Origin of the sequence: Burkholderia cepacia ATCC 25416 (assembly GCF_001411495.1) — a bacterium.
GTDB lineage: Bacteria > Pseudomonadota > Gammaproteobacteria > Burkholderiales > Burkholderiaceae > Burkholderia > Burkholderia cepacia.
In genome coordinates this window covers 320668-347453 of record NZ_CP012982.1, presented here as the reverse complement: position 1 = coordinate 347453, position 26786 = coordinate 320668, and the positions used below count along the sequence as shown (strand labels likewise).

Here is a 26786-nt window from a genome sequence, read left to right as displayed (position 1 = left end):
ATGCCGTCAGTGTTCTATGGGTGGAACAATCATGGATGACCTGAACGACCTCTACTATTTCGTGAAGGTGGTCGAACACGGCGGGTTCACGCAGGCCGGGCGCGCGCTGGACGTGCCGAAATCGACACTGAGCCGGCGCATCGCCGCGCTGGAAGCGAAGTACGACGTGCGGCTGCTGCAGCGTACGACGCGTCATTTCACCGTCACGGAAACCGGACGCGAATTCCATGAGCGCTGCCTCGCGGTGCTGGTCGAGGCCGACGCCGCGCGCGAGGTGATCGAGCGCCGGCACGCGGAGCCGCGCGGCGTCGTCCGCGTCAGTTGCCCGACCGCGCTGCTCGAATATCGCGTGAGCGAACTGGTCGCGCGCTTCATGGCGATTCATCCGCAGGTGCAGGTGCATCTCGAGGCGACGAACCGCCGCGTCGACCTGCTGAGCGAAGGGTTCGACCTCGCGCTGCGGGTGCGCTTCCCGCCGCTGGAGGACAGCGATCTCGTGATGCGCGTGCTCGCCGACAGCCCGCAGCGGCTGGTGGCCGCGCCGCACTGGCTGGACGGGCGCGCGCCGCTGTCGGACCCGGCCGCGCTGGCCGGCGCGCCGAGTCTCGACTGGGGGCCGGCGCGGCATCACGTGTGGCAGCTGGTCGGGCCGAACGGCGAGCATGCGCAGTTGCGCCATCATCCGCGCTTCGTCACGGACGACATGCACGCGTTGCGCGATGCGGCGATTCACGGCGTCGGCATCGTGCAGCTGCCGTGCATGGTCGTCGAGGACGATCTGCGCGACGGCACGCTGGTCGACGTGCTGCCCGGCTGGGCGCCGAAGGGCGGCGTGGTGCACGCGGTGTTTCCGTCGCGGCGCGGGCTGCTGCCGCGCGTGCGGCTGCTGATCGATTTCCTGGCCGAACACATCCGGAAGGATTGACGCTCGCACAGGCGCGGCGCTGCAAGCCTGGCCGGCGCGTGTGCCGGCCCGATGCCCGATGCATCGGCGCCGGGCGCGGCGCCCGGAGCGTGGCGGTCACGGCCGCCACCAACGCATCGAGGGCCATCACGCGCACGGATCCCGGCGCGGACGATCGAACGCGAACGGAGCCGGGGCGCCGCCGCAATCTGACGAATGGCTTTCGAACGCGGCCCGCATGGCGCACGGCCTTGCCCGGAGCGGTCGCGCCGCGCGCAGGTCTTCCGGCGGACCGACTGCCGGCCGGACATGCCGCATCGACCGCGTGTAACCCCTGATGCGCATGGACGCCCGGGTTGCCACGGATTGGTGTTAAATGTATTTCGGCGCGCGTTGGCACCGCGTGCAATACGGGGCGCACCGGGCATCGGCGTATACCCGGAGCGAAAAACGGCACGAAGGATCGAAAACGAATCGGGCGCATCAGACCCGATCGGACAGACGGCAGGATTCATCTTGAATACCGAACCGCAAAGTTCTCGTTACAGTCTCGGGCTCGCGGCGGAAGTGCTAGCGTCCGAGCAAAGCGTGCTGAGGCTGATCACGCGCAACACACCGCTGCCGGAGCTGCTCGTCGAAGTCTGCCGGCGCGCCGAGGCTTTGCTCGGCGACGGTGCGTCGTGCACGATCCTGCTGCTCGATATCGACGGCGTGCACGTGCACGTCGGCGCCGCGCCGTCGCTGCCCCGACAGTACAGCGCGGCGATCGAAGGCGCGACGATCGGGCCGGTGGCCGGCTCGTGCGGCACGGCGATGTACCTGCGCCGGATGGTCGTCGTCGAAGACATCGAAACCGATCCCCTGTGGGCCGACTATCGTGCGGTTGCGCTGCCGCTGGGCCTGCGCGCGTGCTGGTCGGTGCCGTTCCTCGACGACGCGGGCGCCGTGCTGGGCGCGTTCGCCGTCTATCACCGCATGCCGCGCCGGCCGAGCGACGAGGAAACCGAACTGCTGCGCGACATCGGCAACAGCGTCGGCCTCGCGGTGCACCAGGACCGGATCGCGCGACAGCTCGCGCGCAGCGAGGAACATCACAGGCTCGTGGTCAACAGCCTGAACGAAGGGATCCTCGTCGTGTCGCGCGATGGCGTCGTGGTCGCGAGCAACCCGAGTGCGAACCGGATGATGCGCGTGAAGGGCGACCTCGTCGGCCGCAGGCTGTCGACGGTGATCCTGCGTAAGCTGCGCGAGGACGGCACGCCGATCGCGCCCGACGACTGGCCGAGCCGGCGCGCGCTCGAAACGGCCACGCCGATGCTCGACTACACGGTCGGTTTCGGCCTGGCGGACGGCGACACCATCTGGGTGCGCGGCAACGCGGTGCCGATCGTGAGGCCGGGCGAAACGCAGGCCGACTCGGTGCTCGTGTCATTCAACGACATCGGCCCCGTGCGCGAAGCGCAGCAGCAGCTGCGCTACCTGGCGACCCGCGATGCGCTGACGGGCCTCTACAACCGCCGCTGGCTCGGCGACCGCATGCGCGAGCTGTTCGGCGGCCACGATGCGGCGGGCGGGCCCGCGCGCGTCGCGATCCTGTTCATCGATCTCGTCGGCTTCAAGAAGGTCAACGACACGGCCGGCCACGACGCGGGCGACGCGCTGCTGCGCAGCGTCGCGGCGCGGCTCGCGGCGTGCGGAGGCGGGCAGCATGCGCTCACGCGCGTCGGCGGCGACGAGTTCGTGATCCTCGTCGACGACTGCGACGATCCCGACAAGCTCGCGGTGCTCGCGCGCGAGGTGATCGACGCGATCGCGAAGCCGTTCGCGATCGCGAACAACGAATACTGGCTCGGCGTGTCGATCGGGATCAGCGTCGCGCCGCGCGACGGCGACGATGCCGTCACGTTGATGCGCAACGCGGATTCGGCGATGTACGACGCGAAGCAGCGAGGCCGCAACCACTTCACGTTCTTCACCGCGCAGCTCAACCTGCGGCTGCAGCGCCGCTTCGCGATCGAGCAGTCGCTGCGGCGCGCGCTCGCGTCGGACATGCTGCGGCTCGCGTATCAGCCCGTCGTCGACGCGCGCAGCGGCCGCACCGTCGGCGCCGAGGCGCTGCTGCGCTGGACGAGCCCCGAGCTCGGGCCGATGTCGCCGGCGGAGTTCATTCCGGTCGCGGAAGATACGGGGCAGATCGTCGCGATCGGCCAGTGGGTGCTCGAAACCGCGTGCCGGCAGGCGGCCGAATGGCGCCGCACGATCGCGCCCGACCTGGTGCTGGCCGTCAACCTGTCGCCGCGGCAGTTCCACGAAGGCCTCGTCGAGTCGGTCGGTCGCTGCCTCGCGCAGACGCGGCTCGATCCGTCCGCGCTCGAGCTCGAGATTACAGAAGGACTGCTGATGAACGACACGGACACCGTGCTGCCGATGCTCGAGGCGCTCACGGACATGAACGTGCGCATCTCGGTCGACGATTTCGGCACCGGCTATTCGTCGCTCGCGTACCTGAAGCGCTTTCCGCTGCACAACCTGAAGGTCGACCGCTCGTTCGTGTCGGGCGTGCCCGATCATCACGATTCGGTGGCGATCACGCAGGCCGTCGTCGCGATGGCGCATTCGCTCGGGATGAAGGTCACGGCCGAAGGGGTCGAGACGCAGGCGCAGTCGTGGTTCCTGCAGCAGATCGGCTGCGACATGCAGCAGGGCTACCTGTTCAGCCGCCCGCTGGACCCGAGCGACTACGCGCGCCGGCTCGGCGCCGCGTGAGCGAGGCGCCGAGCCGGCGTTCGGTGTTCAGTCGGTGCGTGGCGCACCGAAGCCGCCGGGGACGGGCGGTGTCGGCGTCGCGTCGATCTCGACGCGGTTCTTGCCCTCGTGCTTCGCGCGATAGAGCGCGCGGTCGGCCGCTTCGATCAGCACGGTCGTCGGCAGGCCCGGCGTCGGCACGATGGTCGCGCCGCCGATGCTGATCGTCACGGTGTCGCCCGTCGACGAATGCGCATGCTGGAGCCGCAGCGCCTCGACCGCGAGGCGGATCTTCTCGCCGAGCAGCCGCGCGGCACCCGGCGACGTGGCCGGCATCACGACCGCGAATTCCTCGCCGCCGAAACGCGCGGCGAGATCCCCCGACTGGCCGAGACAGCGCTCGATGGTCGACGCGATCTGCTTGAGCACGCTGTCGCCCGACACGTGGCCGTACGTGTCGTTGTACAGCTTGAAATTGTCGACGTCGATCATCAGCAGCGACAGCTCGCTGCGCTCGCGCGTGCCGCGCCGCCATTCGGCGGCGAGGTATTCGTCGAGATAGCGCCGGTTCGACAGCCCGGTGAGGCCGTCCGAATGCGTGAGGCGCCGCAGCTCGAGATTGGCTTCGAGCAACTGCTGCTGCGATTGCCGCAGCGCGCGATAGGCCTCGTCGCGCTGCAGCAGGTTCATGTACGAGCGCGAGTGGTAGCGCACGCGCGCGACGAGCTCGATGCGGTCGGGCAGCTTCACGAGGTAGTCGTTCGCGCCGGCCGCGAAGGCGGCGCTCTTGATCACGGGCTCTTCCTGCGTCGACAGCACGATGATCGGCACGTCGCGCGTCGCCGGATTCGTCCGGTACGCCTTCACGAGGCTCAGACCGTCGGTGCCGGGCATCACGAGATCCTGCAGGATCACGGTCGGCCGCGTCTCGATCGCGGTGGCCATCGCGTCGTCCGAACGCGGGCAATAGTGGAAATCGATGCCTTCCTCGTCGACGAGCGCGCGCCGTACAGCTTCCGCGACGATCGTCTGGTCGTCGACCAGCAGCACCATCGCCGGCACGTCGGCGGGCGGCACGTAGGGGCCGCCTGGCGGGTGAGTCGGGTCAATGGTCATGGTCGATGCGGGTTGTTGCGAAGGCAGGCATGGGTGTTGCGGTGTTCATCGGGCTCAGATCCGTGCGAGCGCCGCCAGCTCGCCCGCGATGCGTCCGAGCGGCAGGATCGCGCGCGCCGCGCCGAGCGTCGCGGCCGCCTTCGGCATGCCGTAGACGGCGCTCGTCGCCTCGTCCTGCGCGATCGTATGGTAGCCCTTCATCCGCAGCGCCTTCAGGCCGATCGCGCCGTCGCGGCCCATCCCCGTGAGCAGCACGCCGATCACGCGGCCGGGCCAGTGCTCGGTCAGGCTGTTGAAGAATACGTCGACCGACGGGCGATACGGCGTGGCGGCCGGCTCGCGCGTGTATTCGAGCGTGCCGGCGCGCGTGATGCGCAGGTGGTCGTCGGTTGCGGCGAGCAGCGCGACGCCCGGCTGCGGGCGGTCGCCTTCGCGCGCGACGCGCACGGCGAGCGACGTCTGGCCGTCGAGCCATTGCGCCATGCCTTCGGCGAACGCGCGGTCGACGTGCTGCACGATCACGATCGGTGCGTTGAAATCGGCCGGCAGGCCGCCGAGGACCGACGCGAGCGCGCCGGGGCCGCCGGCCGATGCGCCGATCGCGATCAGCGGTCCGCCGCCGGTGCGCGGGGGCGTGCCGGCGAGGCGCGAGCCGCCGGGCGCGTCGAGCAGGCGGCCGATCTGGTCGATCTTCGCGAGCAGCAGCCGGGTCGTGTCGCCGGCCGAGCCGTCGCCGAGCCGCGGCGTATCGACCGCGTCGAGCGCGCCGGCGCCCATCGCCTCGAACACGCGCCACGCATTCGCGCCGATGCAGCTCGTCACGATCAGGATCGCGCACGGTCGTTCGGATCGCATGATCCGCCGCGTCGCTTCGATCCCGTCGAATTTCGGCATGATCAGGTCCATCAGCACGACGTCGGGCGGCTGCGTGGCGCATAGTTCGACGGCTTGCGCGCCGTCGGTCGCGACCCACAGCACGCGGTGCTCGGGCCGTCGCGCGATCGCGCGGCGCATCGCCTCGACGGCAAGCGGGAGGTCGTTGACGATGCCGATGTTCACAAGCGGAATTCTCCGGTCGGTTCGTGATGCTGGAGGTGGGCCGGGTTCATGGAAGGAGGGGGCCTGTTCGGCGCCGCCGGACGGCATCGGCGGCCGGACGGCACGGCATTCTTTTCGGTTGGCGACGCCCCGAATGCTGTCATGCGGCGCGGGCGGCGGCAATCGAAAAATTTGCGCATTGCGCCGATTCAGTGCGTTTCCTCTATGACTGTGCGGTGTTTGCGGCGGGCGGCGGAGCCGGGCCGGCCCGCGCGTGCGTGCACGGCCGCGCGGTTTCGGCACGGCAGGCCGCGGAAGCCGGCATGTTACCGTGGCGGCTTCGAAGAAAAAGACGGGGAGAATTCAGGATGGCCGTGCCCGACACCGTACTCGTCAGCCGCGCCCCGTGGGCGCCGATCGTCACCGAGCATGACGGCCGGTTGCTGTACCGGATCTACATCGAGAGCGGACACGCGTCGTTCCACCGCGATTTCCCGGTCGATCCCGACGCGGTGCGCGTGCTGCGCGACGACGCCGAGCGCTACTACTTCCTGTTCGCGGCGCTTCACCATCCATACCAGCTGAGCGCGACGAACCTGTCCGACGCGGAACGCGAACGCTACTTCCGCACGATCCTGTTTGCCGGCCGCGACGAAGTCGAAGCCTTCATGACGGCGCTCGACCGCGCCAGCAACGGCGCGGCCGCGAACCTGCTGAGGATCTTCACGCAGGCCGACTACCGGCAACTGCGCGCGGGCCGGTGGTTCGACAGGGGCGCCGGCACGCCGGCCGCGTAGCGCCCGCGCAGGCTCGTTTTCCGCTTCGGCGGGCGCCGGAGGAAACCGGCCGCGCCGTCAATGGCTGCGCGCGTACCCCTGGATCAGCGCGCGCATCATGCCTTCGACCGTCGCGTCGAGCAGGTCGTCTTCCTGCTCGGCTTCCTCGACGAGCGCGGCATACGCGGTCGCGAGCGTCACGCGATCGACCTCATGGCGTTGCTCCATCAGCGTCACCATCCCGTCCTTCGCCAGATGAGCGGAGAACGCGCGGCTGCCGATGGTCTGGAATACGTCAATCATGGCGGCTCTCCCGTCCGTTGCCGATGCTTTCCAGTTTAGTCGGCGCACCGGTGCTCCGCCACGCGCGGCGGCCCGTCGCACGCCGCGCTCCGGGGCGGCAACGCGCGTGCCGCGACCGGTGCGTCCGCGCCGGCCGGCCAGCCACCGATTCCTCGGATGAAACGTCGCCGACACATGGTTCGGGCACGGTGTCCGCACACTTCAACGTTTACCCGAAGCAGCAAATTGTCGACTTTTTATCGATAAAGTCTCGTGCTAGATTGCGCCGTCAGAGCCCGGTCCAAACCGGGCAGGCGGCGCGTTGCCAAGGCGCCGCGCGTCCGATACAAGGAGGAGCAATGCTGGTGCTGATTGGGGTGCCGATCGTCGTGATCGGTTTTGCGCTGCGCTTCAATGCGCTGCTGGTGGTCACGATCGCGGGGCTCGCGACGGGGCTGGCGGGCGGGCTGAATCTCGTCGACATCGTCAGCGCGTTCGGCAAGGCGTTCACCGAAAACCGCTACATGGGGCTCATCTGGCTGACGCTGCCGGTGATCGCGCTGCTCGAGCGCAACGGGCTCAAGGAACAGGCGAAGCGGATGATCTCGCGTGTGCAGGCGGCCACCACCGGCCGCGTGCTGATGCTGTACTTCGTGCTGCGCCAGGCGACGGCCGCGCTCGGCCTCACGTCGCTCGGCGGCCATGCGCAGATGGTGCGTCCGCTGATCGCGCCGATGGCCGAGGCTGCCGCGGTCAACCGGCACGGCGAGCTGCCCGAAGCGGTGCGCCAGCAGATCCGCGCGCATGCGTCGGGCGTCGACAACGTCGCCGTGTTCTTCGGCGAGGACATCTTCATCGCGATCCAGTCGATCCTGCTGATCAAGGGCTTTCTCGAACAGAACGGGATTTCCATCGAACCGCTGCACCTGTCGGTGTGGGCGATCCCGACCGCGATCGCCGCGCTGCTGATCCACTGCACGCGCCTCGCGCTGCTCGACCGCCGGCTCACGCGCGGCTTCGGCCTGGTCGGGCGGGAGGGCGCGCGATGATCGGCCTCGAATCGCTGTACACGCTAGCGGGGCTGATGTTCGCCGCGTTCGCGTGCTTCAACCTGACGGACCGCACGAACCCGCGCCGCATCGTCAATTTCGCGTTCTGGGCGATCTATGCGGTCACGTTCCTGTTCGGCGCGCTGCTGCCGCATTTCGTGACGGGCTGCCTCGCGATCGCGCTCGCGGTGCTCGCCGGCTCGGGCAAGCTCGGGCGCGGCAAGTCCGACGAAGCCGGGGAAGCCGCGGCCGTGCGCCGCGAGACGCTCGCGCAGCGTTTCGGCAACCGGCTGTTCCTGCCCGCGCTGCTGATTCCGGTCGTCACGCTGATCGGGACGTTCGCGCTGAAGGGCGTGCCGTTCGTCGACCAGAAGAGCGTGACGCTGATCTCGCTCGTGCTCGGCACGCTCGTCGCGTTCGCCGTCGCGCTCGCGATGCTGCGCGATTCGCCGGTGCATGCGGTGAGGGAGGCACGCCATACGATGGATGCGGTCGGCTGGGCCGCGATCCTGCCGCAGATGCTCGCGGCGCTCGGCGCGCTGTTCGCGGTCGCGGGTGTCGGCGGCGTGGTGTCGGGGCTCGTGAAGGAGTGGGTGCCGATCGATTCGCCGTTCGCGGTGGTCGCGGCCTATACGGTCGGCATGGCGCTGTTCACGATGATCATGGGCAACGGCTTCGCCGCGTTCCCCGTGATGACGGCCGGCATCGGCCTGCCGCTGATCGTCCACCAGTTCCACGGCAACCCGGCGATCGTCGGCGCGATCGGGATGCTGAGCGGCTTCTGCGGTACGCTGATGACGCCGATGGCCGCGAACTTCAACATCGTGCCGGCGGCGCTGCTCGAACTGAAGGACAAGAACGGCGTGATCAAGGCGCAGTGGCCGACCGCCGTGCTGCTGCTCGCCGTGAACACGTTGCTGATGTATGCGTTCGTATTCCGCTTCTGACTCGATGGACGAGATCCTCATGACCGACCGACTCACCCCCGAACTCGCGTCGAAGTTCGCGTCGCTCGCGCTCGCGCACCTGACCCGCGAATATCCGAACAAGCTCACGCATTCGCTCGCCGGCCCGCAAGACGTGCAGGGGCCGCGCGCGCTGCACCCGATCTTCTACGGCAGCTACGACTGGCACTCGTGCGTGCACGGCTACTGGCTCGTGCTGCGCGTGCTCGAACGCTACCCGGCATTGCCGGAGGCCGAACGCATCGTCGCGATCGTCGATGCGCACTTCACCGATGCGAACGTCGCCGGCGAGCGGGCGTACCTCGCGCTGCCGCACAACAGCGGCTTCGAGCGGCCCTACGGCTGGGCGTGGCTGCTCGCGCTCGCCGCGCAGCTCGAGCGGCTCGCGCTGAGGGGCGCGCTGCCGCAGGCCGCGCGCTGGGCGAAGACGATGGCACCGCTCACCGACCTGTTCGTGTCGCGCTTCGAGACCTTCCTGCCGAAAGCGACCTATCCGCTGCGCGTCGGCACGCACTTCAACACCGCGTTCGCGCTGGCGCTCACGCTCGACTTCGCGCGCGACACGCAGCGCGACGGGCTCGCGGCGCTGATCGTCGATACCGCGAAGCGCTGGCACCTGAACGACGTCGCGTGCCAGGCGTGGGAGCCGTCGGGCGACGAATTCCTGTCGCCGGCGCTGATGGAGGCCGAACTGATGCGGCGCGTGCTGCCGGCCGCCGAATTCGACGGCTGGTTCGCGCGCTTCCTGCCCGATCTCGCGCGCGGCGAGCCGGCGACGCTGTTCGAGCCGGCGACGGTCAGCGATCGCAGCGACGGCAAGATCGCCCACCTCGACGGGCTGAACCTGAGCCGCGCGTGGTGCCAGCGCGCGCTCGCCGGCGCGCTGCCGGAAGGCGACGCGCGGCGCGCGAAGCTGCTCGATGCGGCCGGCCGGCACCTCGCGAGCGCGCTCGCGCACGTGGCCGGCGACTACATGGGCGAGCACTGGCTCGCGACGTTCGCGTTGCTCGCGCTGGAGGCGTAGCGCGCGAAACCCCACGGGCGGCAAGGTCATCGATGCGCGGCTATACTCGCCGCTCGGGCCGCCTCGTGCCATCCATGTTGCGCGAGGCGGCCATCCCTCCGTTCGCCGCCTCGCCATGGACAAGCTCATTTCCTACGTCGCCGCGATCCACGGGCTCGCGGGCCCGGTGTCGATCGTGTCGCATGTCACGTCGCACGACCGCTGGACCGACGACGACGTCGAGGTCACCCGCGACGAAACCGAATACCGCTTCGACAACGGCGCGATCGTGCGCCGCTCGGTCGAGCAGGATCGCGCGCCGTCGGACCTGCTGTGCGCCGAGTGCTGGATCGACTACGACGTGCTTCGCCATCCCGATGCGCAGCCGATCGGCCCGACGCGGATGACGTTCGACAACGCGTGCCGCGAAACCTTCTGGCTGCGTTATCACCTCGCTTGAACGCTTGAACGCTTGAACGCTTGAACGCTTGAACGCTTGAACGCTTGACCGCTTGACCGCTTGACCGCTTGACCGCTTGACCGCTTGACCGCGTGACCGAGTGACCGAGTGACCGAGTGACCGAGTGACCGAGTGACCGAGTGACCACGCACAGCCGCTTCAACCCGCCGGTGCGCCATCGGCCGCCTGCAGCAGCGGGGCGAGCCGCGTCGCCGCGTCGCGCATTTTCGGCACGTTCTCCAGCAGATCGTTGAGCGTCGCGCGCGCGGTCGGCGCATGCACGGCGAGCGCCGCGAGCACGCGGCCGCTCGCGGCATCCTTCACCGGCACCGCGACGGCCACCATCCCGCGCACGAATTCCTCGTTGTCGATGCCGACGCCGCGCGCGGCGAGCCGGTCGAGCTCGGCCGCGAGCAGTTGCGCATCGGTCAGCGTCCGGTAGGTCATCTTCTTCAGCGTGAGCCGCGCGAGCATCGCGTTGCGCTCCAGCGCATTCATCTGCGACAGGAACAGCTTGCCGCTCGCCGTGCAGTGCAGCGGCACGCGCATGCCGGGCCGCATCTCGAGCCGCAGCGGCTCGGTCGTCTCGACACGTTCGACGTACAGCACCGTGTCGCCGTCGAGCGCGGTGAGGTTGCAGGTTTCGCCGAGCACGTCGACGAGCGCGCGCAGCACCGAGCGGCAGCCGCGCGTGAAGGTGTTGTTCGACAGCGCCGCGAGCGCGAACTGCGCGGCGCGCGGGCCGAGCGCGATGCCGCGGTCGTGGCCGCGCGAGTCGGGCATGTGGATCACGTAGCCGCGCGCCTCCAGCGACTCGATCAGCCGCAGCAGCGTCGCCTTCGGGATATGCAGCCGCGCGGCGAGCTGCGACAGCGTGTACGGCTGGCCGGCCGACGCGAGCGCTTCGAGCACGGCGAGGGCGCGCAGCACGCGCGCGTCGTCGGCGGGCGCGCCATCGGGCAGCGCGGGGGCAGGTTCGCGCATGTGTCTCCTCCGTCGGGATCGGCGTGCGTCCCGGGATGGTGTGTGTGCGATGGAAATGAAACGAATTGAACGGTTTTTGTACCACATTCGCCGCGTGGACAATAAATCGGCTTGTACGTGCGCCGTGCGCTCAATAAATTTGGACGAAACATACCGGATTTTTTCAAAACCCCGGAACGGAGACACGGAATGACACGCAGCTTCGACTATGTCGTGGTCGGCGCGGGATCGGCCGGTTGCGTCCTCGCCAACCGGCTGTCCGACGGCGGCCGCCATACGGTGTGCCTGCTGGAAGCCGGCCCCGCCGACAGCTATATGTGGATCCACGTGCCGATCGGCTACGGCAAGACGATGTTCCACCCCGTGTACAACTGGGGCTTCCACACCGATCCCGATCCGAACATGCACAACCGCCGCCTGTACTGGCCGCGCGGCCGCACGCTCGGCGGCTGCAGCTCGATCAACGGGCTGATCTACGTGCGCGGGCAGCAGCAGGACTACGATCACTGGGCCGCGCTCGGCAATCGCGGCTGGAGCTGGCGCGAATGCCTGCCGTATTTCCGCAAGCTCGAACACAACACGCTCGGCGAAGGGCCGACGCGCGGCACCGGCGGCCCGCTGTGGGCTTCCGCGATCCGGCAGCGGCACGAACTCGTCGATGCGTTCGTCGCCGCGTCGAACCGGCTCGGCGTGCGCACCGTCGACGATTTCAACACGGGCGACCAGGAGGGCGTGGGCTACTACCAGCTCACCACGCGCAACGGGCTGCGCTGCTCGACGGCGGTGGCCTACCTGAAGCCCGCGCGCGGGCGGCCGAACCTGCATGTCGAAACCGATGCGCAGGCGCTGAAGGTGCTGTTCGACGGCACGCAGGCGTCCGGCGTGCGGTATGTGCAGCACGGCAAGGTTCACGACGTGCGTGCGCTGCGCGAGGTGATCCTCGCGGCCGGCGCGCTGCAGTCGCCGCAACTGCTGCAGGTGTCGGGCGTCGGGCCGGCCGCGCTGCTGGGGCGGCACGGGATTCCGGTCGTCGCCGATCGGGCGGGCGTCGGCGAGAACCTGCAGGATCATCTGCAGATTCGTCTGATCTATGAAGTGACGAAGCCGATCACGACCAACGACGAACTGCATTCGTGGGTCGGCCGCGCGAAGATGGGGCTGCAATGGGCGCTGTTCCGCGGCGGCCCGCTCGCGATCGGCATCAACCAGGGCGGGATGTTCTGCCGTGCGCTGCCGGACGAATCGGCGACGCCCGACATCCAGTTCCATTTCTCGACGCTGTCGGCGGATTCGGCGGGCGGCAGCGTGCATCCGTTTCCCGGCTGCACGTATTCGATCTGCCAGCTGCGGCCCGAATCGCGCGGCACCGTGCGAATCCGCACCGACGATGCGCGCGACGCGCCGTCGATCCAGCCGAACTATCTCGACACCGAGCGCGATCGCCGCACGACGGTGGCCGGCGTGCGCTTCGCGCGACGCGTCGCGGCCACCGAGCCGATGGCGCAGCTGATGAAGCGCGAGGTGCGACCGGGCGCGGACGCGCAGACGGACGACGAACTGCTCGAGTTCTGCCGGGAATACGGGCAGACGATCTTTCATCCGTCCGGTACGGCGAAAATGGGCGTCGCGAGCGATCCGCTCGCGGTCGTCGACGAGCGGCTGCGCGTGTACGGCACGCGCGGGCTGCGCGTGGTCGACTGCTCGATCATGCCGACCCTCGTATCGGGCAATACCAACGTGCCGATCGTGATGGTCGCCGAGAAGGCGTCCGACATGATCCTCGAGGACGCGCGCGCCGCCGATCGCGGCCGCAGCGTCGCGCCGGCCGCCGAGGCCGTCGCGTAGGGCCTCGCCACGCATCTCCCCGCGTGGCCCGTGCGCCTGCGCCCGGACGGCCGCCGCGCGTTCATCGATGCCCCCGCCGGTACGGCGTCGGGGCAGGTTGCGGCGCATCCTTACCTGGAGAAGCTCGCATGGCAATCGAATCCCGGGTCGTCCGACGCGTGGCCGCGGCCAGCGTGATCGGCGCGACCGTCGAGTGGTACGACTTTTTCCTGTACGGCGTGGTCGCCGGCATCGTGTTCGACAAGCAGTACTTTCCGGCCGGCGACCCGTTCGTGTCGACGATGCTCGCGTATGCGACGTTCGCGGTCGGCTTCGTCACGCGGCCGCTCGGCGGCTTGCTGTTCGGCCATCTCGGCGACCGCGTCGGGCGCAAGTCCGCGCTGATCCTGACGATGCTGATCATGGGCGTGTCGACGGCCGGCGTCGCGTTCCTGCCGACCTACGCGCAGATCGGCATGTGGGCGCCGGTGCTGCTGCTGACGCTGCGCGTGCTGCAGGGCATCGGCCTCGGCGGCGAGTGGGGCGGCGCGGTGCTGATGGCGTACGAATATGCGCCGCCGCACCGGCGCGGGCTGTACGCGAGCCTGCCGCAGATCGGGCTCGCGATCGGGCTGTGCCTCGCGGCCGGCGTGGTCGCGGCGCTGTCGCGCGTGCTGCCGGACGCCGCGTTCCTCGCATGGGGCTGGCGCGTGGCGTTCGCGGCGTCGCTGCTGCTCGTCGCGGTCGGCTTCTACATCCGCACGCGGGTGGCCGATACGCCCGAATTCGTCGCGCTCAAGCGCCAGCGGCGCGATACGAAGCTGCCGGTGGTCGAACTGCTCGCCAACTACCGGCAGGCGATCCTGCTCGGGATGGGCGCGCGCTATATCGACGGCGTGTTCTTCAACGTGTTCGCGGTGTTCTCGATCGGCTACATGACGCGCAACCTGTCGATCTCGCGCGGCGACGCGCTGCTCGGCGTGATGAGCGCGGCGGTCGTGATGTGCGGGTTCATCCCCGTGTTCGGCAGCCTGTCCGACCGGCTCGGCCGCGCGCGGGTGTACCGGTGGGGCGCGACGCTGTGCGGGCTGTCGGTGCTGCCCGCGTTCTGGCTGCTGCAGACGCAATCGTCGAACCTGCTCGCCGTATGGCTCGCGCTGGTGATCCCGTTCGGGATCTTCTACGCGATGGCGTACGGGCCCGAGGCCGCGCTGTTCGCGGAGCTGTTCGACGCGAACGTGCGGTACACGGGCATTTCGTTCGTCTACCAGGTGTCGGGCATCTTCGCGAGCGGCCTGACGCCGATCGTCGCGACCGCGTTGCTGCGCGTGAACGGCGGTGCGCCGTGGCTCGTCGGGGTGTACGTGATGTTGTCTGCACTCCTGTCGATCGTGTCCGCGCGGGCGATCGAGAAGCGCGGCAGCGTGGCCGAGGTCGCGGTGCGCGCGATGTGACGGCTGGCGGGGCGGAGGGAGCGGGCGGGGCGCGGGGCCGTTTCGACGGGGCGGTCGTCGGTCGTCGATCATCAGTCGGCGGCGCCCGCGCCGCTGATCGTTGTCGCCAACCGCTCGTCCGCTGCTGCCCGCCGTTCGGGCTCCCGATTGTCCGGGGGCGAGCCCGCGCCGCGACTGCCGCCGCCCGCCCGCGGTCGCCCGCCACTCCCCGCCGTTCGGCACCCTCGCACGCTGGTCCAAGCGAATCCGGCCCACTGGCCCTACCTGCCAAAAAACGGCCTGCCTACACTTTCCTCGACAGATCGCCGCATTGAAGCATCTGCACACGATCGACCCGAAGAGAACGATCAGGAGACAGGCATGACCAACAGGCAGTCGGCAGCATTCGCCCGCCCGGCGAGCGTACGCCCCGCATCAGTCAGTCGAATCGCCTCGCGCGCCCGTTGCGGCGCTGCAGGCAAGCCCGCATCGGAGGTCTGACCATGTCGACCCCTTCCATCGAACGCACCGCGAGCGGTTTTGCCGGCGGCCGGTCGAACGATACGCGTTACGACCCGACCTACGATCCGCTCGTGTCGCCGGGGCCAGGTTGCGGCAAGCAGTACGCGCCGACCTACTGGGTCGCGACGGCCGGCAACCCGCCGCCCGACGACGGCCCCGTCACGCGCGACCTCGACGTCGACGTCGCGATCATCGGCGCCGGCTACACGGGCCTCGCGACCGCGCTGTGCCTCGCGCGGGACCATGGCATCAAGGCCGTCGTGCTCGAGGCCAACCGCACCAGCTGGGGCTGCAGCAGCCGCAACGGCGGCCAGGGGCAGAACGCGTCGGGCCGGCTGTCGCGCTCGCAGTGGATCGAGCGCTGGGGCAAGGACGTCGCGCTGAAGATGCACGACGAGATCCTCGAAGGCTTCGAACACTTCAAGTCGCTGGTGTCGGAAATCGACTGCGATCCGCAGCCGGGCGGCCATTTCCTGATCGCGCACCGTCCGCGCATCATGGCGAAGCTCGCGGCCGAGGCGAAGGTGTGGAAGGACGTATTCGGCTACCCGTCCGAACTGCTGAGCGCGGAAACCTTCCGCCGTGAATTCATCAACGACCACGAGGCGGCCGGCGCGCTGCACGAGCCGGAAGGCATCGGCATCCATGCGCTGAAGCTCGCGTTCGGCTACCTGCGCCTCGCGCGCGCAGCCGGCGCGAAGGTGCATACGAGCAGCCCGGTGCTCGGCTTCGAGACGATCGACGGCGTGCACCATCTGCGCACGCCCGGCGGCGTCGTGCGTGCCCGGGCGGTCGGCATCGCGACCGGTGCGTACACGGCGCAGACGCTGCATCCGTCGCTGCGCAGCAAGGTGATGCCGATCCTGTCGAATTCGATGGTCACGCGCCCGCTCACCGACGCGGAAATCGACGCGTGCAATTTCCGCACGACGCAGGTGCTGACCGATACGCGTACGCTGCGCTTCTACTACCGTTTCCTGCCCGATCGCCGTCTGCAGATCGGCAGCCGCAGCGCGATCACCGGCGACGATGCGCCGAACCCGCGCCATGTCGAATTGCTGAAGGAAGGGATGGCGCGCAAGTTTCCCGCGCTGCGCGGCGTGCAGATCGATTATTCGTGGTGGGGCTGGGTCGACGTGAGCCACGACATGATGCCGCGCGTGTGCCAGCCCGACCCGCGCCAGTCGGTGTACTACGCGCTCGGCTACGGCGGCAACGGCGTGTCGTATTCGCAGCAGGCCGGCCGCCGGCTCGCCGAACAGATCGCGGGGAAGGGCGCACGCCAGACGCTGCCGATCTTCACGTCACCGCTGCCCGGCCACCCGTTCGCGCCGTTCCGGCGCATCGGGCAGCGGATGCTCTACCTGTCGTACTTCAGGAACGACGAAAAGCCCTGAAAAAGCCCTGAACGCAGTGCACATCGCCCGGCGTGATGCAACGCGCGCCGGGCCGTCCAACACAAGAAAAGCAGCGGAAATCCGTGCGGCCGGGGCTGCAGGCGCCCCTGCACGCGCCGTCGCCGGCGGCGCCCGCGTTCACCCGACGGTGGCGCGGGTGGCGTCCGGACAACTGGATATGGAGAAGACATGCAACCCTCGATGAACCAGAGTGACCTGAAGTGTGGGCTCAAGCAGCGCCACATGACGATGATCGCGCTTGGCGGCGTGATCGGTGCCGGGCTGTTCGTCGGCAGCGGCGTGGTGATTCAGCAGACCGGGCCGGCCGCGATTCTGTCGTTCCTGATCACGGGCGGGCTGGTCGTGCTCGTGATGCGGATGCTCGGCGAGATGGCCTGCGCGATGCCGGCCGTCGGCTCGTTCTACGAATACGCGCGCCTCGCGTTCGGCAACTGGCGCGGGCCCGGCAAGATGGCGGGCTTCCTCACCGGCTGGATGTACTGGTATTTCTGGGTGATCGTCGTCGCGCTCGAAGCGGTCGCCGGCGCCAAGCTGATCCAGTTCTGGCTGCCCGACACGCCGGCGTGGATCATCAGCCTCGCGCTGCTGGTCGTGCTGACGCTCACGAACCTGATCTCGGTCGGCAGCTACGGCGAGTTCGAGTTCTGGTTCTCGTCGATCAAGGTCGGCGCGATCATCGTGTTCCTGTTCCTCGGCGGCCTCTACGTGCTCGGCCTGTGGCCCGCATCGATGCACACGACTTCCGTGCTGCCGACGCTGCTCGGCCACGGCGGCTTCATGCCGCTCGGCATCGGGCCGGTGATGAGCGGGGCGGTCGCGGCCACCGGCTTCTACTTCGGCGCCGAGATCGTCACGATCGCGGCGGCCGAGGCCAAGGAGCCCGCGAAAGCCGTCGCGAAGGCCACCAATTCGGTGATCACCCGCGTGCTGGTGTTCTACGTCGGCTCGGTCGCGCTCGTCGTCGCGCTGGTGCCGTGGAATTCGCATCAGATGGCCACGCCGTACGTCAGCGCACTCGAAGTGATGGGCCTGCCGGCCGCCGCCAACGTGATGAACGCGATCGTGCTGACGGCCGTGCTGTCCGCGCTCAACTCGGGCCTCTATGCGGCGTCGCGGATGCTGTTTGCACTGACCCGCCACGGCGATGCGCCGGCCGCACTCGCGAAGGTCAACAAGCGCGGCGTGCCGGTGCGCGCGATCCTGCTCGGCACGGTGTTCGGCTACGTGTCGGTCGTGATGTCGTACGTGTCGCCCGATACCGTGTTCGCGTTCCTCGTCAATTCGTACGGCACCGTCGCGCTGTTCGTGTACGTGCTGATCGCGTTCTCGCAACTGCGCCTGCGCAAGCGTCTCGACCCGGTGGCCGCGAGCAAGCTGCGCGTCAGGATGTGGGCGTATCCGTACCTCACCTGGGTCGCGATCGTCGGCATGGTCGGCATCCTCGTCGCGATGGCGTTCATCCCGGACCAGCGCAAGCCGCTGTGGCTCGGCGTCGCAAGCCTCGCCGTGCTGGTCGTCGCTTACGGGCTCACGCGCCGCAGCCGCCGCGAGCATCTCGACGACAGCGAACTGCTCGCGTATCCGCCGCGGTAATGCCCGGTAACGCATGACGTCGAAGGCCCGGCACGCAAGCCGGGTCTTTGCGCATGCGGCGCCGGCGGCGGCCCGATGGATCGCGCGGCCAACTATCGGGCCGCGCGATAGAACCGATCGGAGGATGCGACTTTATGTCGGCGGCCGGCGCGACTAGCATGGACGAATCGATTCACGGGCGTGCCCCGCGGGGGGCGCCCTCATCCGCGAACGAGGACAGACGATGGAACATCGGGCACGCGAGCGCGACGAGCAGGCCGATATCAAGACGACGACGTGCTACATGTGCGCGTGCCGCTGCGGCATCCGCGTGCACCTGCGCGACGGCGAGGTGCGTTACATCGACGGCAATCCGGAGCATCCGCTGAACCAGGGCGTCATCTGCGCGAAAGGTTCGTCGGGGATCATGAAGCAGTATTCGCCCGCGCGGCTCACGCAGCCGCTGATGCGCAAGCCGGGCGCCGAGCGCGGCGACGCGCAGTTCGAGCCGGTGTCGTGGGACGTCGCGTTCGACGTGCTCGAAAAGCGCCTTACACACCTGCGCGCGACCGACCCGAAGCGGTTCGCGCTGTTCACCGGCCGCGACCAGATGCAGGCGCTCACCGGCCTGTTCGCGAAACAGTTCGGTACGCCGAACTATGCGGCGCACGGCGGCTTCTGTTCGGCGAACATGGCGGCCGGGATGATCTACACGATCGGCGGCTCGTTCTGGGAATTCGGCGGACCCGATCTCGACCACGCGAAGCTGTTCTTCATGATCGGCACCGCGGAAGACCACCATTCGAATCCGCTGAAGATCGCGCTCGGCAAGTTCAAGCGCGCGGGCGGCCGCTTCATCGCGATCAATCCGGTGCGCACCGGCTACGCGGCGATCGCCGACGAATGGATTCCGATTCGCCCCGGCACCGACGGCGCGCTGTTCATGGCGCTGATGCACGAGCTGATCGCGCGCGACGCGTTCGACCTCGAATTCGTGTCGCGCTTCACGAACGCGGCCGAGCTGGTCGACCAGCGCGAAGGCGCCGACACGTTCGGGCTGTTCGTGCGTGACGCCGGCGCGCCGGAAGTCAACGCGCTGTATCCGCAGAACCGGATGTGGTGGGACACGAAGACGAACCGCGCGGTGCTGCATCACACGGAAGGCGCCGAACCGGCGCTCGACGGCCGCTACACGCTCGGCGACGGCACGCCCGTCGCGCCGTCGTTCACGCTGCTGCGCGAACAGGTGGCCGGTTGCACGCCCGAGTGGGCGGCCGACATCACCGGCATCGCGGCCGACACGATCCGCCGCCACGCACGCGAGATGGAGACGGTCGCGCGCGAGCATGCGATCGAGCTGCCGGTGCGCTGGACCGACTCGTGGGGCAAGGAACATGCGACGGTGAAGGGCGTGCCGATCGCGTTCCATGCGATGCGCGGGCTCGCCGCCCATTCGAACGGCTTCCAGACGATCCGCGCGCTCGCGGTGCTGATGTCGCTGCTCGGCACGATCGACCGGCCGGGCGGCTTCCGGCACAAGGCGCCGTATCCGCGCGCGGTGCCGCCGTCGGCGAAGCCGCCGAACGATCCCGGCCAGATCAGGCCGAACACGCCGCTTGCGACCGGCCCGCTCGGCTGGCCCGCCGGCCCCGAGGACCTGTTCGTGCATCCGGACGGCACGCCCGCGCGGCTGGACAAGGCGTTCTCCTGGGAATACCCGCTCGCGGTGCACGGGCTCATGCATTCGGTGATCACCAATGCGTGGCGCGGCGATCCCTATCCGATCGATACGTTGCTGATCTTCATGGCCAACATGGCGTGGAATTCGTCGATGAACACGACGGAAGTGCGCAAGATGCTGGTCGACAAGCGCGACGACGGCGAATACCGGATCCCGTTCCTCGTCGTGTGCGATGCGTTCGCGTCGGAGATGACGGCGTTCGCCGACCTGATCCTGCCCGACACCACCTACCTCGAACGGCATGACGTGATGTCGGTGCTCGACCGGCCGATCTCCGAATTCGACGGCCCGGTCGACTCGGTGCGCGTGCCCGTCGTGCCGCCGACCGGCGAGTGCAAGCCGTTCCAGGAAGTGCTGATCGAGCTCGCGAGCCGGCTGAAGTTTCCGGCCTTCACGACGGCGGACGGGCAGCGCAAGTACCGCGACTATCCGGATTTCGTCATCAACTTCCAGACCGCGCCCGATTCGGGCACCGGCTTCCTGATCGGCTGGCGCGGCAAGGACGGCGACAAGGCTGTCGTCGGCGAGCCGAACCCCGACCAGTGGAAGCGTTACGCCGAGAACAACTGCGTGTACCACCACCGGTTGCCGGAGCCGCTGCAGTACATGCGCAACTGCAACGGGCCTTACATGCAGTGGGCGGTCGACAACGGGATGCGCAAGTTCGGCGTGCCGATCGTGATCCAGCTCTACTCGGACGTGATGCAGAAATTCCGGCTCGCCGCGCAGGGGCGCACGTCGGGCCGCCAGCCGCCCGACCATCTGCGCGAACGCATCGCGCGTTATTTCGATCCGCTGCCGTTCTGGCACCGGTCGCTCGAAAGCGGGTTGACCGACGCGGGCCGCTATCCGCTCGCGGCGATCACGCAGCGGCCGATGGCGATGTACCACTCGTGGGATTCGCAGAACGCATGGCTGCGGCAGATCCACGGCGAGAACCATCTGTTCGTGAACCCCGTGACGGCCGCCGCGCAGCAGATCGACGACGGCGCGTGGATCTACGTCGAATCGCCGTGGGGCAAGGTGCGTTGCCGCGCACGCTACAGCGAGGCCGTGGAGCCCGGCACCGTGTGGACGTGGAACGCGATCGGCAAGGCGGCCGGCGCGTGGAACCTCGGGCCGCAGGCGGGCGAGTCGCAGCGCGGTTTCCTGCTGAACCACGTCATTACCGACGAACTGCCGGATGCGGCGCGTGACGGCGCGCGGATGTCGAACTCCGATCCGATCACCGGGCAGGCCGGCTGGTACGACGTGCAGGTGCGGATCTATCCGGCCGAAGCGGATGCCGCGACCACGCTGCCGCAGTTCGCGCCGATGCCGGCGCTGCCCGGCACGCCGCGCGTGCTGCAGCGCGTGCAGGCATATTTCGCGGGAACCGGCGCATTCGCCGCGCGGCTGCGGCGCGCGACTTCCGCCGGCCCGAAACCTGACGACCGTTGATCGAAGGAGCACGACCATGACCCAGATGGCCCTCGTCATCGACCTGAACGTGTGCGTCGGCTGCCATGCCTGCGTGACGAGCTGCAAGGAATGGAACACATCGGGCGAAGCCGGCAGTCTCGCCGATCTGCGCCCGTACGACGACGATCCGTCCGGCACGTTCTTCAATCGCGTGCAGACGTACGAAGCGGGCGTGTTCCCGATGACCGACACGATCCACTTTCCGAAGTCGTGCCTGCATTGCGAGGATCCGCCGTGCGTGCCCGTCTGTCCGACCGGCGCGAGCTACAAGCGCAAGTCGGACGGGATCGTGCTGGTCGACTACGACAAGTGCATCGGCTGCAAGTACTGCGCGTGGGCGTGCCCGTACGGCGCGCGCGAACTCGACGAAGGCCGCAAGGAGATGACGAAGTGCACGCTGTGCGCGGACCGCATCGACAACGACGCACTGCCCGAACGCGACCGGAAACCCGCGTGCGTGCTCGCATGCCCGACGTCGGCGCGGCTGTTCGGCGACGTGCACGATCCGGAGTCGGACGTGTCGCGCGCGATCCGCGAACGCGGCGGTTATGCGTTGATGCCCGAATGGGGCACGCGGCCGTCGAACCATTACCTGCCGCGCGTGAAGACCGAAGCATCGTGCGCATGCGGCAGCGGCGGCACATGCGGCAGCGGGTCGACCGGCCGCGACGAGAGCGACTCGTTCGAAGCGCGCGCGGCGCGTGGCGACATCGATCTCGTGTCGCTCGCGACGCAGCGCTGAGCCCCGCGCTTTTTATCCAGAACCAGACGGAGTTGCCATGCGTCCAGCCTTTTCGGTCGTTTTCCTCACCACGCTGTGCGGCGCCGCACAGGGTTTGCTGTTGACGCTCGTGAGCGTCGAGGCGCTCGCGCGCGTGGCCGGCGTCGACGTGGCCGCCGCGTTCTACGTGACGGGCGCCGCGCTGTCGGTCGCGCTCGGCGTGCTCGGCCTGTTCGCGTCGTTCTTCCATCTCGGCCACCCCGAACGCGCGTGGCGCGCGATCGCGATGTGGCGCACGTCGTGGCTGTCGCGCGAATGCATCGCGCTGCCGGTGTTTCTCGCGTGCGCGTTCGCGTATGGCGTGGCCTACCTGTTCGGCTGGCCCGGCACGTTGCTGATCGGCGCGGCCGGCGCGCTCGCGAGTGTCGCGCTGTTCGTGTGTACCGCGATGATCTACGCGTGCCTGCGATTCCTGCAGGAATGGGCGAGCCCGTTGACGCTCGTGAACTTCGTGCTGCTCGGCTGCGCGTCGGGCTGCACGCTGGCGACGGCTTGCGCCGCCTGGCTCGCGCCGGCGCTGGTCGGCCGGCTCGCGGCGGCCGCGTGCGTGCTGACGCTCGCGGGCTGCGTCGCACGGCTCGCATCGCTCGCGCGCAATGCCCGGCTGCGACCGAAGTCGACCGTGCAGAGCGCGACCGGTATTCGCCACGAGAAGGTCGAACAGAAGTCGCGCGGTTTCACGGCCAGCGCGTTCAATACGCGGGAGTTCTTTCACGGGCAGGGCAACGGCACGTTGCGTGCGGTGAAGGCCGGCTTCCTGACCGGCGCATTCGCGGTGCCGTTCGTGCTGACCGGCGCGGGCGCGCTCGCGCCGACGTCGGTCGCGGCGGCCGTCGTGCTCGGCGCGGCGTTCGTGATCCAGTATGCGGGGCTGGTCGCGGAACGCTGGTTCTTCTTTGCGGATGCGCGGCATCCGCAGAACATCTACTACCAGCGCGCGTCATGACGTTGCGCGCGTGCCGCCGCGCGGCGCTAGAAGGTGGCCGCGAGCGCGCCGGCCGCTTCCTGCAGGCGCGGCACGCAGTCGAGCAGCCGCGACAGCGGCGCGCGCGACACGGGCGCATGCACGGCGACCGCGGCGATGCACGCGCCGTCGTCGCCGACGACCGGTGCCGCGATGCACGCGATGCCCGCGACGAATTCCTCGTTGTCGATCGCGACGCCCTTGTGCGCGGTGCGGTCGAGTTCGGCTTCGAGCAGTTCGGGATCGGAGATCGTATTCGGCGTGTAGCGCGGCAGCGCCAGCGCGCGCACCAGCGCGGCGCGCTCGTCGCGCGGCAGCAGCGCGAGCAGCAGCTTGCCGCTGGCGCTGCAATGCGCGGGCACGCGCGAGCCGGGCTTCAGGTCGAGGCGCAGCGGCCAGTCGGCTTCGACGCGATCGAGATAGACGACTTCCGTGTCGTGCAGCGCGGTGAGGTTGCAGGTTTCGCCGAGATCGGCGACGAGCCGTTCGAGGATCGCATGGCGAAGCCGGCGCGCGCCCGCATGCAGCATCACGCCGGTGCCGAGCCGGGCGAGGCGCGGGCCGATCGCGTACGCGTTCTTGCGGCCCGGCTCGCGGATCACGAGGCCGCCGGCTTCGAGCGACGCGAGCATCCGGTGCAGCGACGCCTTCGGGATATCGACCTCGCGCACGAGATCGGCGAGCGACACGGCATCGCCGGCCTGGACGAGATGTTCGAGCAGCGCGAAGGCGCGCAGCGTGGGCGTATCCGCGGGCAGCATGGCAGGCGTTCCGGAAACTGGACTGCGGCCATTGTACCGAACGGCCCGACGGGCCGGCCGCGCGGGGCGGCGGGTGCGGCAAGCCGGCACGGATTGCCGGCGGTGGAACGAATCGTTCCGTAAACAAGGATCGACGCCCGCGCATCGGGTAGCGACACGCAAACACCGACAAACACCGACAAAGACAGGCAACGACAGGAGCGCAACGCAATGGAAGGGGTGACGAACAAGCCGGACTGCATGGTGTCGGTCCGCGAACGGTTCGGGTTCGATTCGGACCTGATGGTGCCCGCGTTCAGCGCGCGCGACGATCACGTGCCCGATATCGACGACGCATACCGTTTCAACCCGGACGTCACGCTCGCGATCCTCGCCGGCTTCGCGTGCAACCGCCGCGTGCTCGTGCAGGGGATGCACGGCACCGGCAAGTCGACGCATATCGAACAGGTCGCGGCCCGGCTGAACTGGCCGTGCGTGCGCGTGAACCTCGACGGCCACATCAGCCGGCTCGACCTCGTCGGCAAGGATGCGATCGTCGTGCGCGACGACGTGCAGGTGACCGAGTTCCAGGAAGGCATCGTGCCGTGGGCGCTGCAGCGGCCCGTCGCGCTGATCTTCGACGAATACGATGCGGGGCGGCCCGACGTGATGTTCGTGATCCAGCGGATTCTCGAACGCGACGGCAAGTTCACGCTGCTCGACCAGAACCGCGTGATCCATCCGCATCCGTCGTTCCGGCTGTTCGCGACGGCGAACACGGTCGGGCTCGGCAACCTGAACGGGCTGTATCACGGCACGCAGATGCTCAACCATGCGCAGATGGATCGCTGGAACGTGGTCGCCACGCTCGACTATCTGCCGCGCGACGAGGAGATCGGCATCGTGCGTGCGCGCGTGCCCGAACTCGCCGACGAAGCCGGCCGCCCGCTGCTCGAATCGATGGTGAGCCTCGCGGAGCTGACGCGCAACGGCTTCGCGACCGGCGATTTGTCCACGCTGATGTCGCCGCGCACGGTGATCAACTGGGCCGAGAACTGCCGGATTTTCCGCGATCCGGCGCTTGCGTTCCGGCTCACGTTCCTGAACAAGTGCGACGACGCCGAGCGGCCCGTCGTCGCCGAGTATTACCAGCGCTGCTTCGGCGAGGAACTGGCGGTTGCGTCGCGCGCCGGCGGCGGCGCGCCGGGAGCCGGGCGGTGAGCGCCGATCGCGACGCCGCACGTCGCGCGTCGGCGCGCGAAGCGTTGGGCGCGTCGACCGTGCGTGCGCTGACTCGCGATGCGGCGCTGCATTACCGTGCGGGCCGCGTATGCCGTGACCTGCGGCCGCTGCCGATCCATGCGCCGCACCTGCGCGCGCAGGCCGCCGACGACGATCTCGCGTCGTGGCGCGGCGCGGCCGACGGCGCCGCGCTGCGCATCCTGCATTCGGATGCCGGCCTGCATCGCGCGTTGTCCGGCGACGATCCGGTCGAACGCGTGCTGTTCGAAATGCTCGAGCAACTGCGCTGCGAATCGCTCGCGCCACCCGCGATGCGCGGCGTCGTGCAGAACCTGCGCCATCGTTTCGAAACCTGGTCGCGCGCGTTTCACCGGTCGGGGCAGGCCGATACGCATGTCGGGATCCTCGTGTACACGGTCGCGCAGATCGCGTGGTCGCGGCTGACCGGCTGGCCGGTGCTCGAAGAAACGGAAGACCTGATCGAAGCGTCGCGCGCGGCGATCGTGCCGGAGATCGGCGTGCCGCTCGCGGGGCTCAGGCGCTGCCGGCACGATCAGCGCGCATTCGCGGAACATGCGCTGACGCTCGCGCGCCGCATTGCGGCGATGATCCGCGACGCGCGCGCGGCCGTCGTCGAAACGGCATCGGAAGACGCACGCGAGCAGGACGATGCGCTGACGAATTTCTCGCTATGGGTCGATTTCGACGACACGGGCATCGACCTGCCGGCACTCGTCGAAACGGGCGACAGCGTCGTGCTGCATGGCGGCGATGCGGTCTACCGCGCGTACACGACGCGTTACGACCGCGAACTCCGGCCGGCCGCGCAGATCCGCGCGGCACTGCTGCGCGAGTATCGCGACCGGCTCGACGGTCAGGTCGCCGCGCAGCGGATCAACGTCACGCGGCTCGCACGGGTGCTGCGCGCGGCGGTCGTCGTGCCGCGGGCCGACGGCTGGTCGTTCGGCGAGGAGCACGGCCGCCTCGACGGCCGCCGGCTCGCGCAGCTCGTCAGCTCGCCGGCCGAACGGCGGTTGTTCCGGCTCGAACGCATGCGGCCGCACGCGGACTGCGCGCTGGCGTTCCTGATCGACTGCTCGGGATCGATGAAGACGTGGATCGACGGCGTCGCGCTGATGGTCGACACGCTGGCCCGCGCCGGCGATGCCGCCGGCCTCGCCACCGAAGTGCTCGGCTTCACGACGCTCGCGTGGAACGGCGGCCGCGCGCGGCAGGACTGGCTCGCGCGCGGCAAGCCGCGCCATCCGGGCCGGCTCAACGAAACCGGCCATCTGGTGTTCAAGGACGCGGACACGCGCTGGCGGCATGCGCGCACGGGCATCGCCGCGCTGTTCAAGGCCGACCTGTTCCGCGAGGGCGTCGACGGCGAAGCGGTCGAATGGGCGTGTGCACGGCTCGCTGCGCGGCCGGAAGCGCGCAAGATCCTCGTCGTGATCTCGGACGGCAGCCCGATGGACGGCGCGACGGCGCTCGCGAACGATCCGTTCTACCTCGACAATCACCTGAAGCAGGTGGTCGCGCGCCAGGAAGCGGCCGGCCGCGTCGACGTCGTCGGGCTCGGCGTCGGGCTCGATCTCGGCCCGTACTACCGGCACCGGCTCGCGATCGATCTTGCGTCGGTGCCGGACATGAAGCGGCTCGTCGAAATCGCGCACTGGATCGGTGCGCGGCGGTGAAGCGGGCACTGTGCGTGCGTATCGCGGCGCGAATGCCGCGCGTCGGAGGGTTCGATGCGGCATGCGCCG

The 26786-nt window shown here is 69.0% G+C and carries 21 protein-coding genes; 16 read left to right on the top strand and 5 right to left on the bottom strand.

What is annotated here, in order from left to right; genetic code table 11:
- The first annotated feature begins 31 nt into the window (after positions 1 to 31).
- On the top strand, positions 32 to 925 hold the full coding sequence (locus APZ15_RS18935; protein WP_027791236.1) for a LysR substrate-binding domain-containing protein: 894 nt from the start codon (positions 32 to 34) through the stop codon (positions 923 to 925).
- 495 nt (positions 926 to 1420) lie between these two features.
- Positions 1421 to 3670, top strand: a complete 2250-nt coding sequence (locus tag APZ15_RS18930) for a putative bifunctional diguanylate cyclase/phosphodiesterase (protein ID WP_027791237.1) — start codon at positions 1421 to 1423, stop codon at positions 3668 to 3670.
- A gap of 27 nt (positions 3671 to 3697) precedes the next feature.
- Here the strand turns inward: APZ15_RS18930 and APZ15_RS18925 are convergent, their stop codons facing one another.
- Entirely contained in the window at positions 3698 to 4765 is a 1068-nt protein-coding gene (locus APZ15_RS18925; RefSeq protein ID WP_027791238.1) for a response regulator, read from the bottom strand.
- 54 nt (positions 4766 to 4819) lie between these two features.
- A complete protein-coding gene (cheB, locus tag APZ15_RS18920) occupies positions 4820 to 5824 on the bottom strand; it encodes a chemotaxis response regulator protein-glutamate methylesterase (protein ID WP_027791239.1) in 1005 nt (334 codons plus the stop codon).
- 347 nt (positions 5825 to 6171) lie between these two features.
- Between cheB and APZ15_RS18915 the strand changes: the two genes are divergently transcribed.
- Complete coding sequence (locus APZ15_RS18915; protein ID WP_027791240.1) at positions 6172 to 6600, top strand: hypothetical protein; 429 nt, start codon at positions 6172 to 6174, stop codon at positions 6598 to 6600.
- Between the two features lie 57 nt (positions 6601 to 6657).
- On the opposite strand, the gene APZ15_RS18910 is transcribed toward APZ15_RS18915, so the two are convergent.
- On the bottom strand, positions 6658 to 6882 hold the full coding sequence (locus APZ15_RS18910) for a hypothetical protein (RefSeq protein ID WP_027791241.1): 225 nt from the start codon (positions 6880 to 6882) through the stop codon (positions 6658 to 6660).
- A gap of 338 nt (positions 6883 to 7220) precedes the next feature.
- Between APZ15_RS18910 and APZ15_RS18905 the strand changes: the two genes are divergently transcribed.
- The 4 genes from APZ15_RS18905 to APZ15_RS18890 all read left to right on the top strand — a co-directional run bounded on the left by APZ15_RS18905 (position 7221) and on the right by APZ15_RS18890 (position 10338).
- Positions 7221 to 7910, top strand: a complete 690-nt coding sequence (locus APZ15_RS18905) for a DUF969 domain-containing protein (protein WP_027791242.1) — start codon at positions 7221 to 7223, stop codon at positions 7908 to 7910.
- The gene (locus tag APZ15_RS18900) at positions 7907 to 8857 is read left to right on the top strand and encodes a DUF979 domain-containing protein (RefSeq protein ID WP_027791243.1); all 951 of its coding nucleotides are present in this window, start codon (positions 7907 to 7909) and stop codon (positions 8855 to 8857) included. The genes APZ15_RS18905 and APZ15_RS18900 overlap by 4 nt, the downstream gene beginning before the upstream one ends.
- A 19-nt stretch (positions 8858 to 8876) precedes the next feature.
- On the top strand, positions 8877 to 9899 hold the full coding sequence (locus APZ15_RS18895; protein WP_027791244.1) for a DUF2891 domain-containing protein: 1023 nt from the start codon (positions 8877 to 8879) through the stop codon (positions 9897 to 9899).
- A 115-nt stretch (positions 9900 to 10014) separates the two neighbouring features.
- Positions 10015 to 10338, top strand: coding sequence for a hypothetical protein (locus APZ15_RS18890; protein ID WP_027791245.1), 324 nt, complete (start codon positions 10015 to 10017; stop codon positions 10336 to 10338).
- A 159-nt stretch (positions 10339 to 10497) separates the two neighbouring features.
- Here the strand turns inward: APZ15_RS18890 and APZ15_RS18885 are convergent, their stop codons facing one another.
- The gene (locus APZ15_RS18885) at positions 10498 to 11322 is read right to left on the bottom strand and encodes an IclR family transcriptional regulator (protein WP_027791246.1); all 825 of its coding nucleotides are present in this window, start codon (positions 11320 to 11322) and stop codon (positions 10498 to 10500) included.
- 189 nt (positions 11323 to 11511) lie between these two features.
- On the opposite strand from APZ15_RS18885, the gene APZ15_RS18880 reads away from it, so the two are divergent.
- From APZ15_RS18880 to APZ15_RS18850, 7 genes are all read left to right on the top strand, one after another.
- The gene (locus tag APZ15_RS18880) at positions 11512 to 13167 is read left to right on the top strand and encodes a GMC family oxidoreductase (protein WP_027791247.1); all 1656 of its coding nucleotides are present in this window, start codon (positions 11512 to 11514) and stop codon (positions 13165 to 13167) included.
- Positions 13168 to 13295: 128 nt separating this feature from the next.
- A complete protein-coding gene (locus APZ15_RS18875; protein ID WP_027791248.1) occupies positions 13296 to 14600 on the top strand; it encodes an MFS transporter in 1305 nt (434 codons plus the stop codon).
- Between the two features lie 482 nt (positions 14601 to 15082).
- Entirely contained in the window at positions 15083 to 16498 is a 1416-nt protein-coding gene (locus tag APZ15_RS18870) for an NAD(P)/FAD-dependent oxidoreductase (protein WP_021157628.1), read from the top strand.
- Positions 16499 to 16687: 189 nt separating this feature from the next.
- Positions 16688 to 18112, top strand: a complete 1425-nt coding sequence (locus tag APZ15_RS18865; RefSeq protein WP_027791249.1) for an amino acid permease — start codon at positions 16688 to 16690, stop codon at positions 18110 to 18112.
- Between the two features lie 223 nt (positions 18113 to 18335).
- On the top strand, positions 18336 to 21272 hold the full coding sequence (locus APZ15_RS18860; protein ID WP_027791250.1) for a molybdopterin oxidoreductase family protein: 2937 nt from the start codon (positions 18336 to 18338) through the stop codon (positions 21270 to 21272).
- Between the two features lie 16 nt (positions 21273 to 21288).
- Positions 21289 to 22035: a 4Fe-4S dicluster domain-containing protein gene (locus tag APZ15_RS18855; protein ID WP_027791251.1), complete on the top strand. Its 747-nt coding sequence runs from the start codon at positions 21289 to 21291 to the stop codon at positions 22033 to 22035.
- A gap of 37 nt (positions 22036 to 22072) precedes the next feature.
- Positions 22073 to 23020, top strand: a complete 948-nt coding sequence (locus APZ15_RS18850; protein ID WP_027791252.1) for a dimethyl sulfoxide reductase anchor subunit family protein — start codon at positions 22073 to 22075, stop codon at positions 23018 to 23020.
- Positions 23021 to 23046: 26 nt separating this feature from the next.
- Here the strand turns inward: APZ15_RS18850 and APZ15_RS18845 are convergent, their stop codons facing one another.
- A complete protein-coding gene (locus APZ15_RS18845; protein ID WP_021157633.1) occupies positions 23047 to 23799 on the bottom strand; it encodes an IclR family transcriptional regulator in 753 nt (250 codons plus the stop codon).
- A gap of 210 nt (positions 23800 to 24009) precedes the next feature.
- On the opposite strand from APZ15_RS18845, the gene APZ15_RS18840 reads away from it, so the two are divergent.
- Positions 24010 to 24999 (top strand): AAA family ATPase, encoded by a 990-nt coding sequence (locus APZ15_RS18840; RefSeq protein WP_027791253.1) that lies wholly within the window; start codon positions 24010 to 24012, stop codon positions 24997 to 24999.
- On the top strand, positions 24996 to 26717 hold the full coding sequence (locus APZ15_RS18835; RefSeq protein ID WP_027791254.1) for a cobaltochelatase CobT-related protein: 1722 nt from the start codon (positions 24996 to 24998) through the stop codon (positions 26715 to 26717). The genes APZ15_RS18840 and APZ15_RS18835 overlap by 4 nt, the downstream gene beginning before the upstream one ends.
- Positions 26718 to 26786 lie beyond the last annotated feature (69 nt).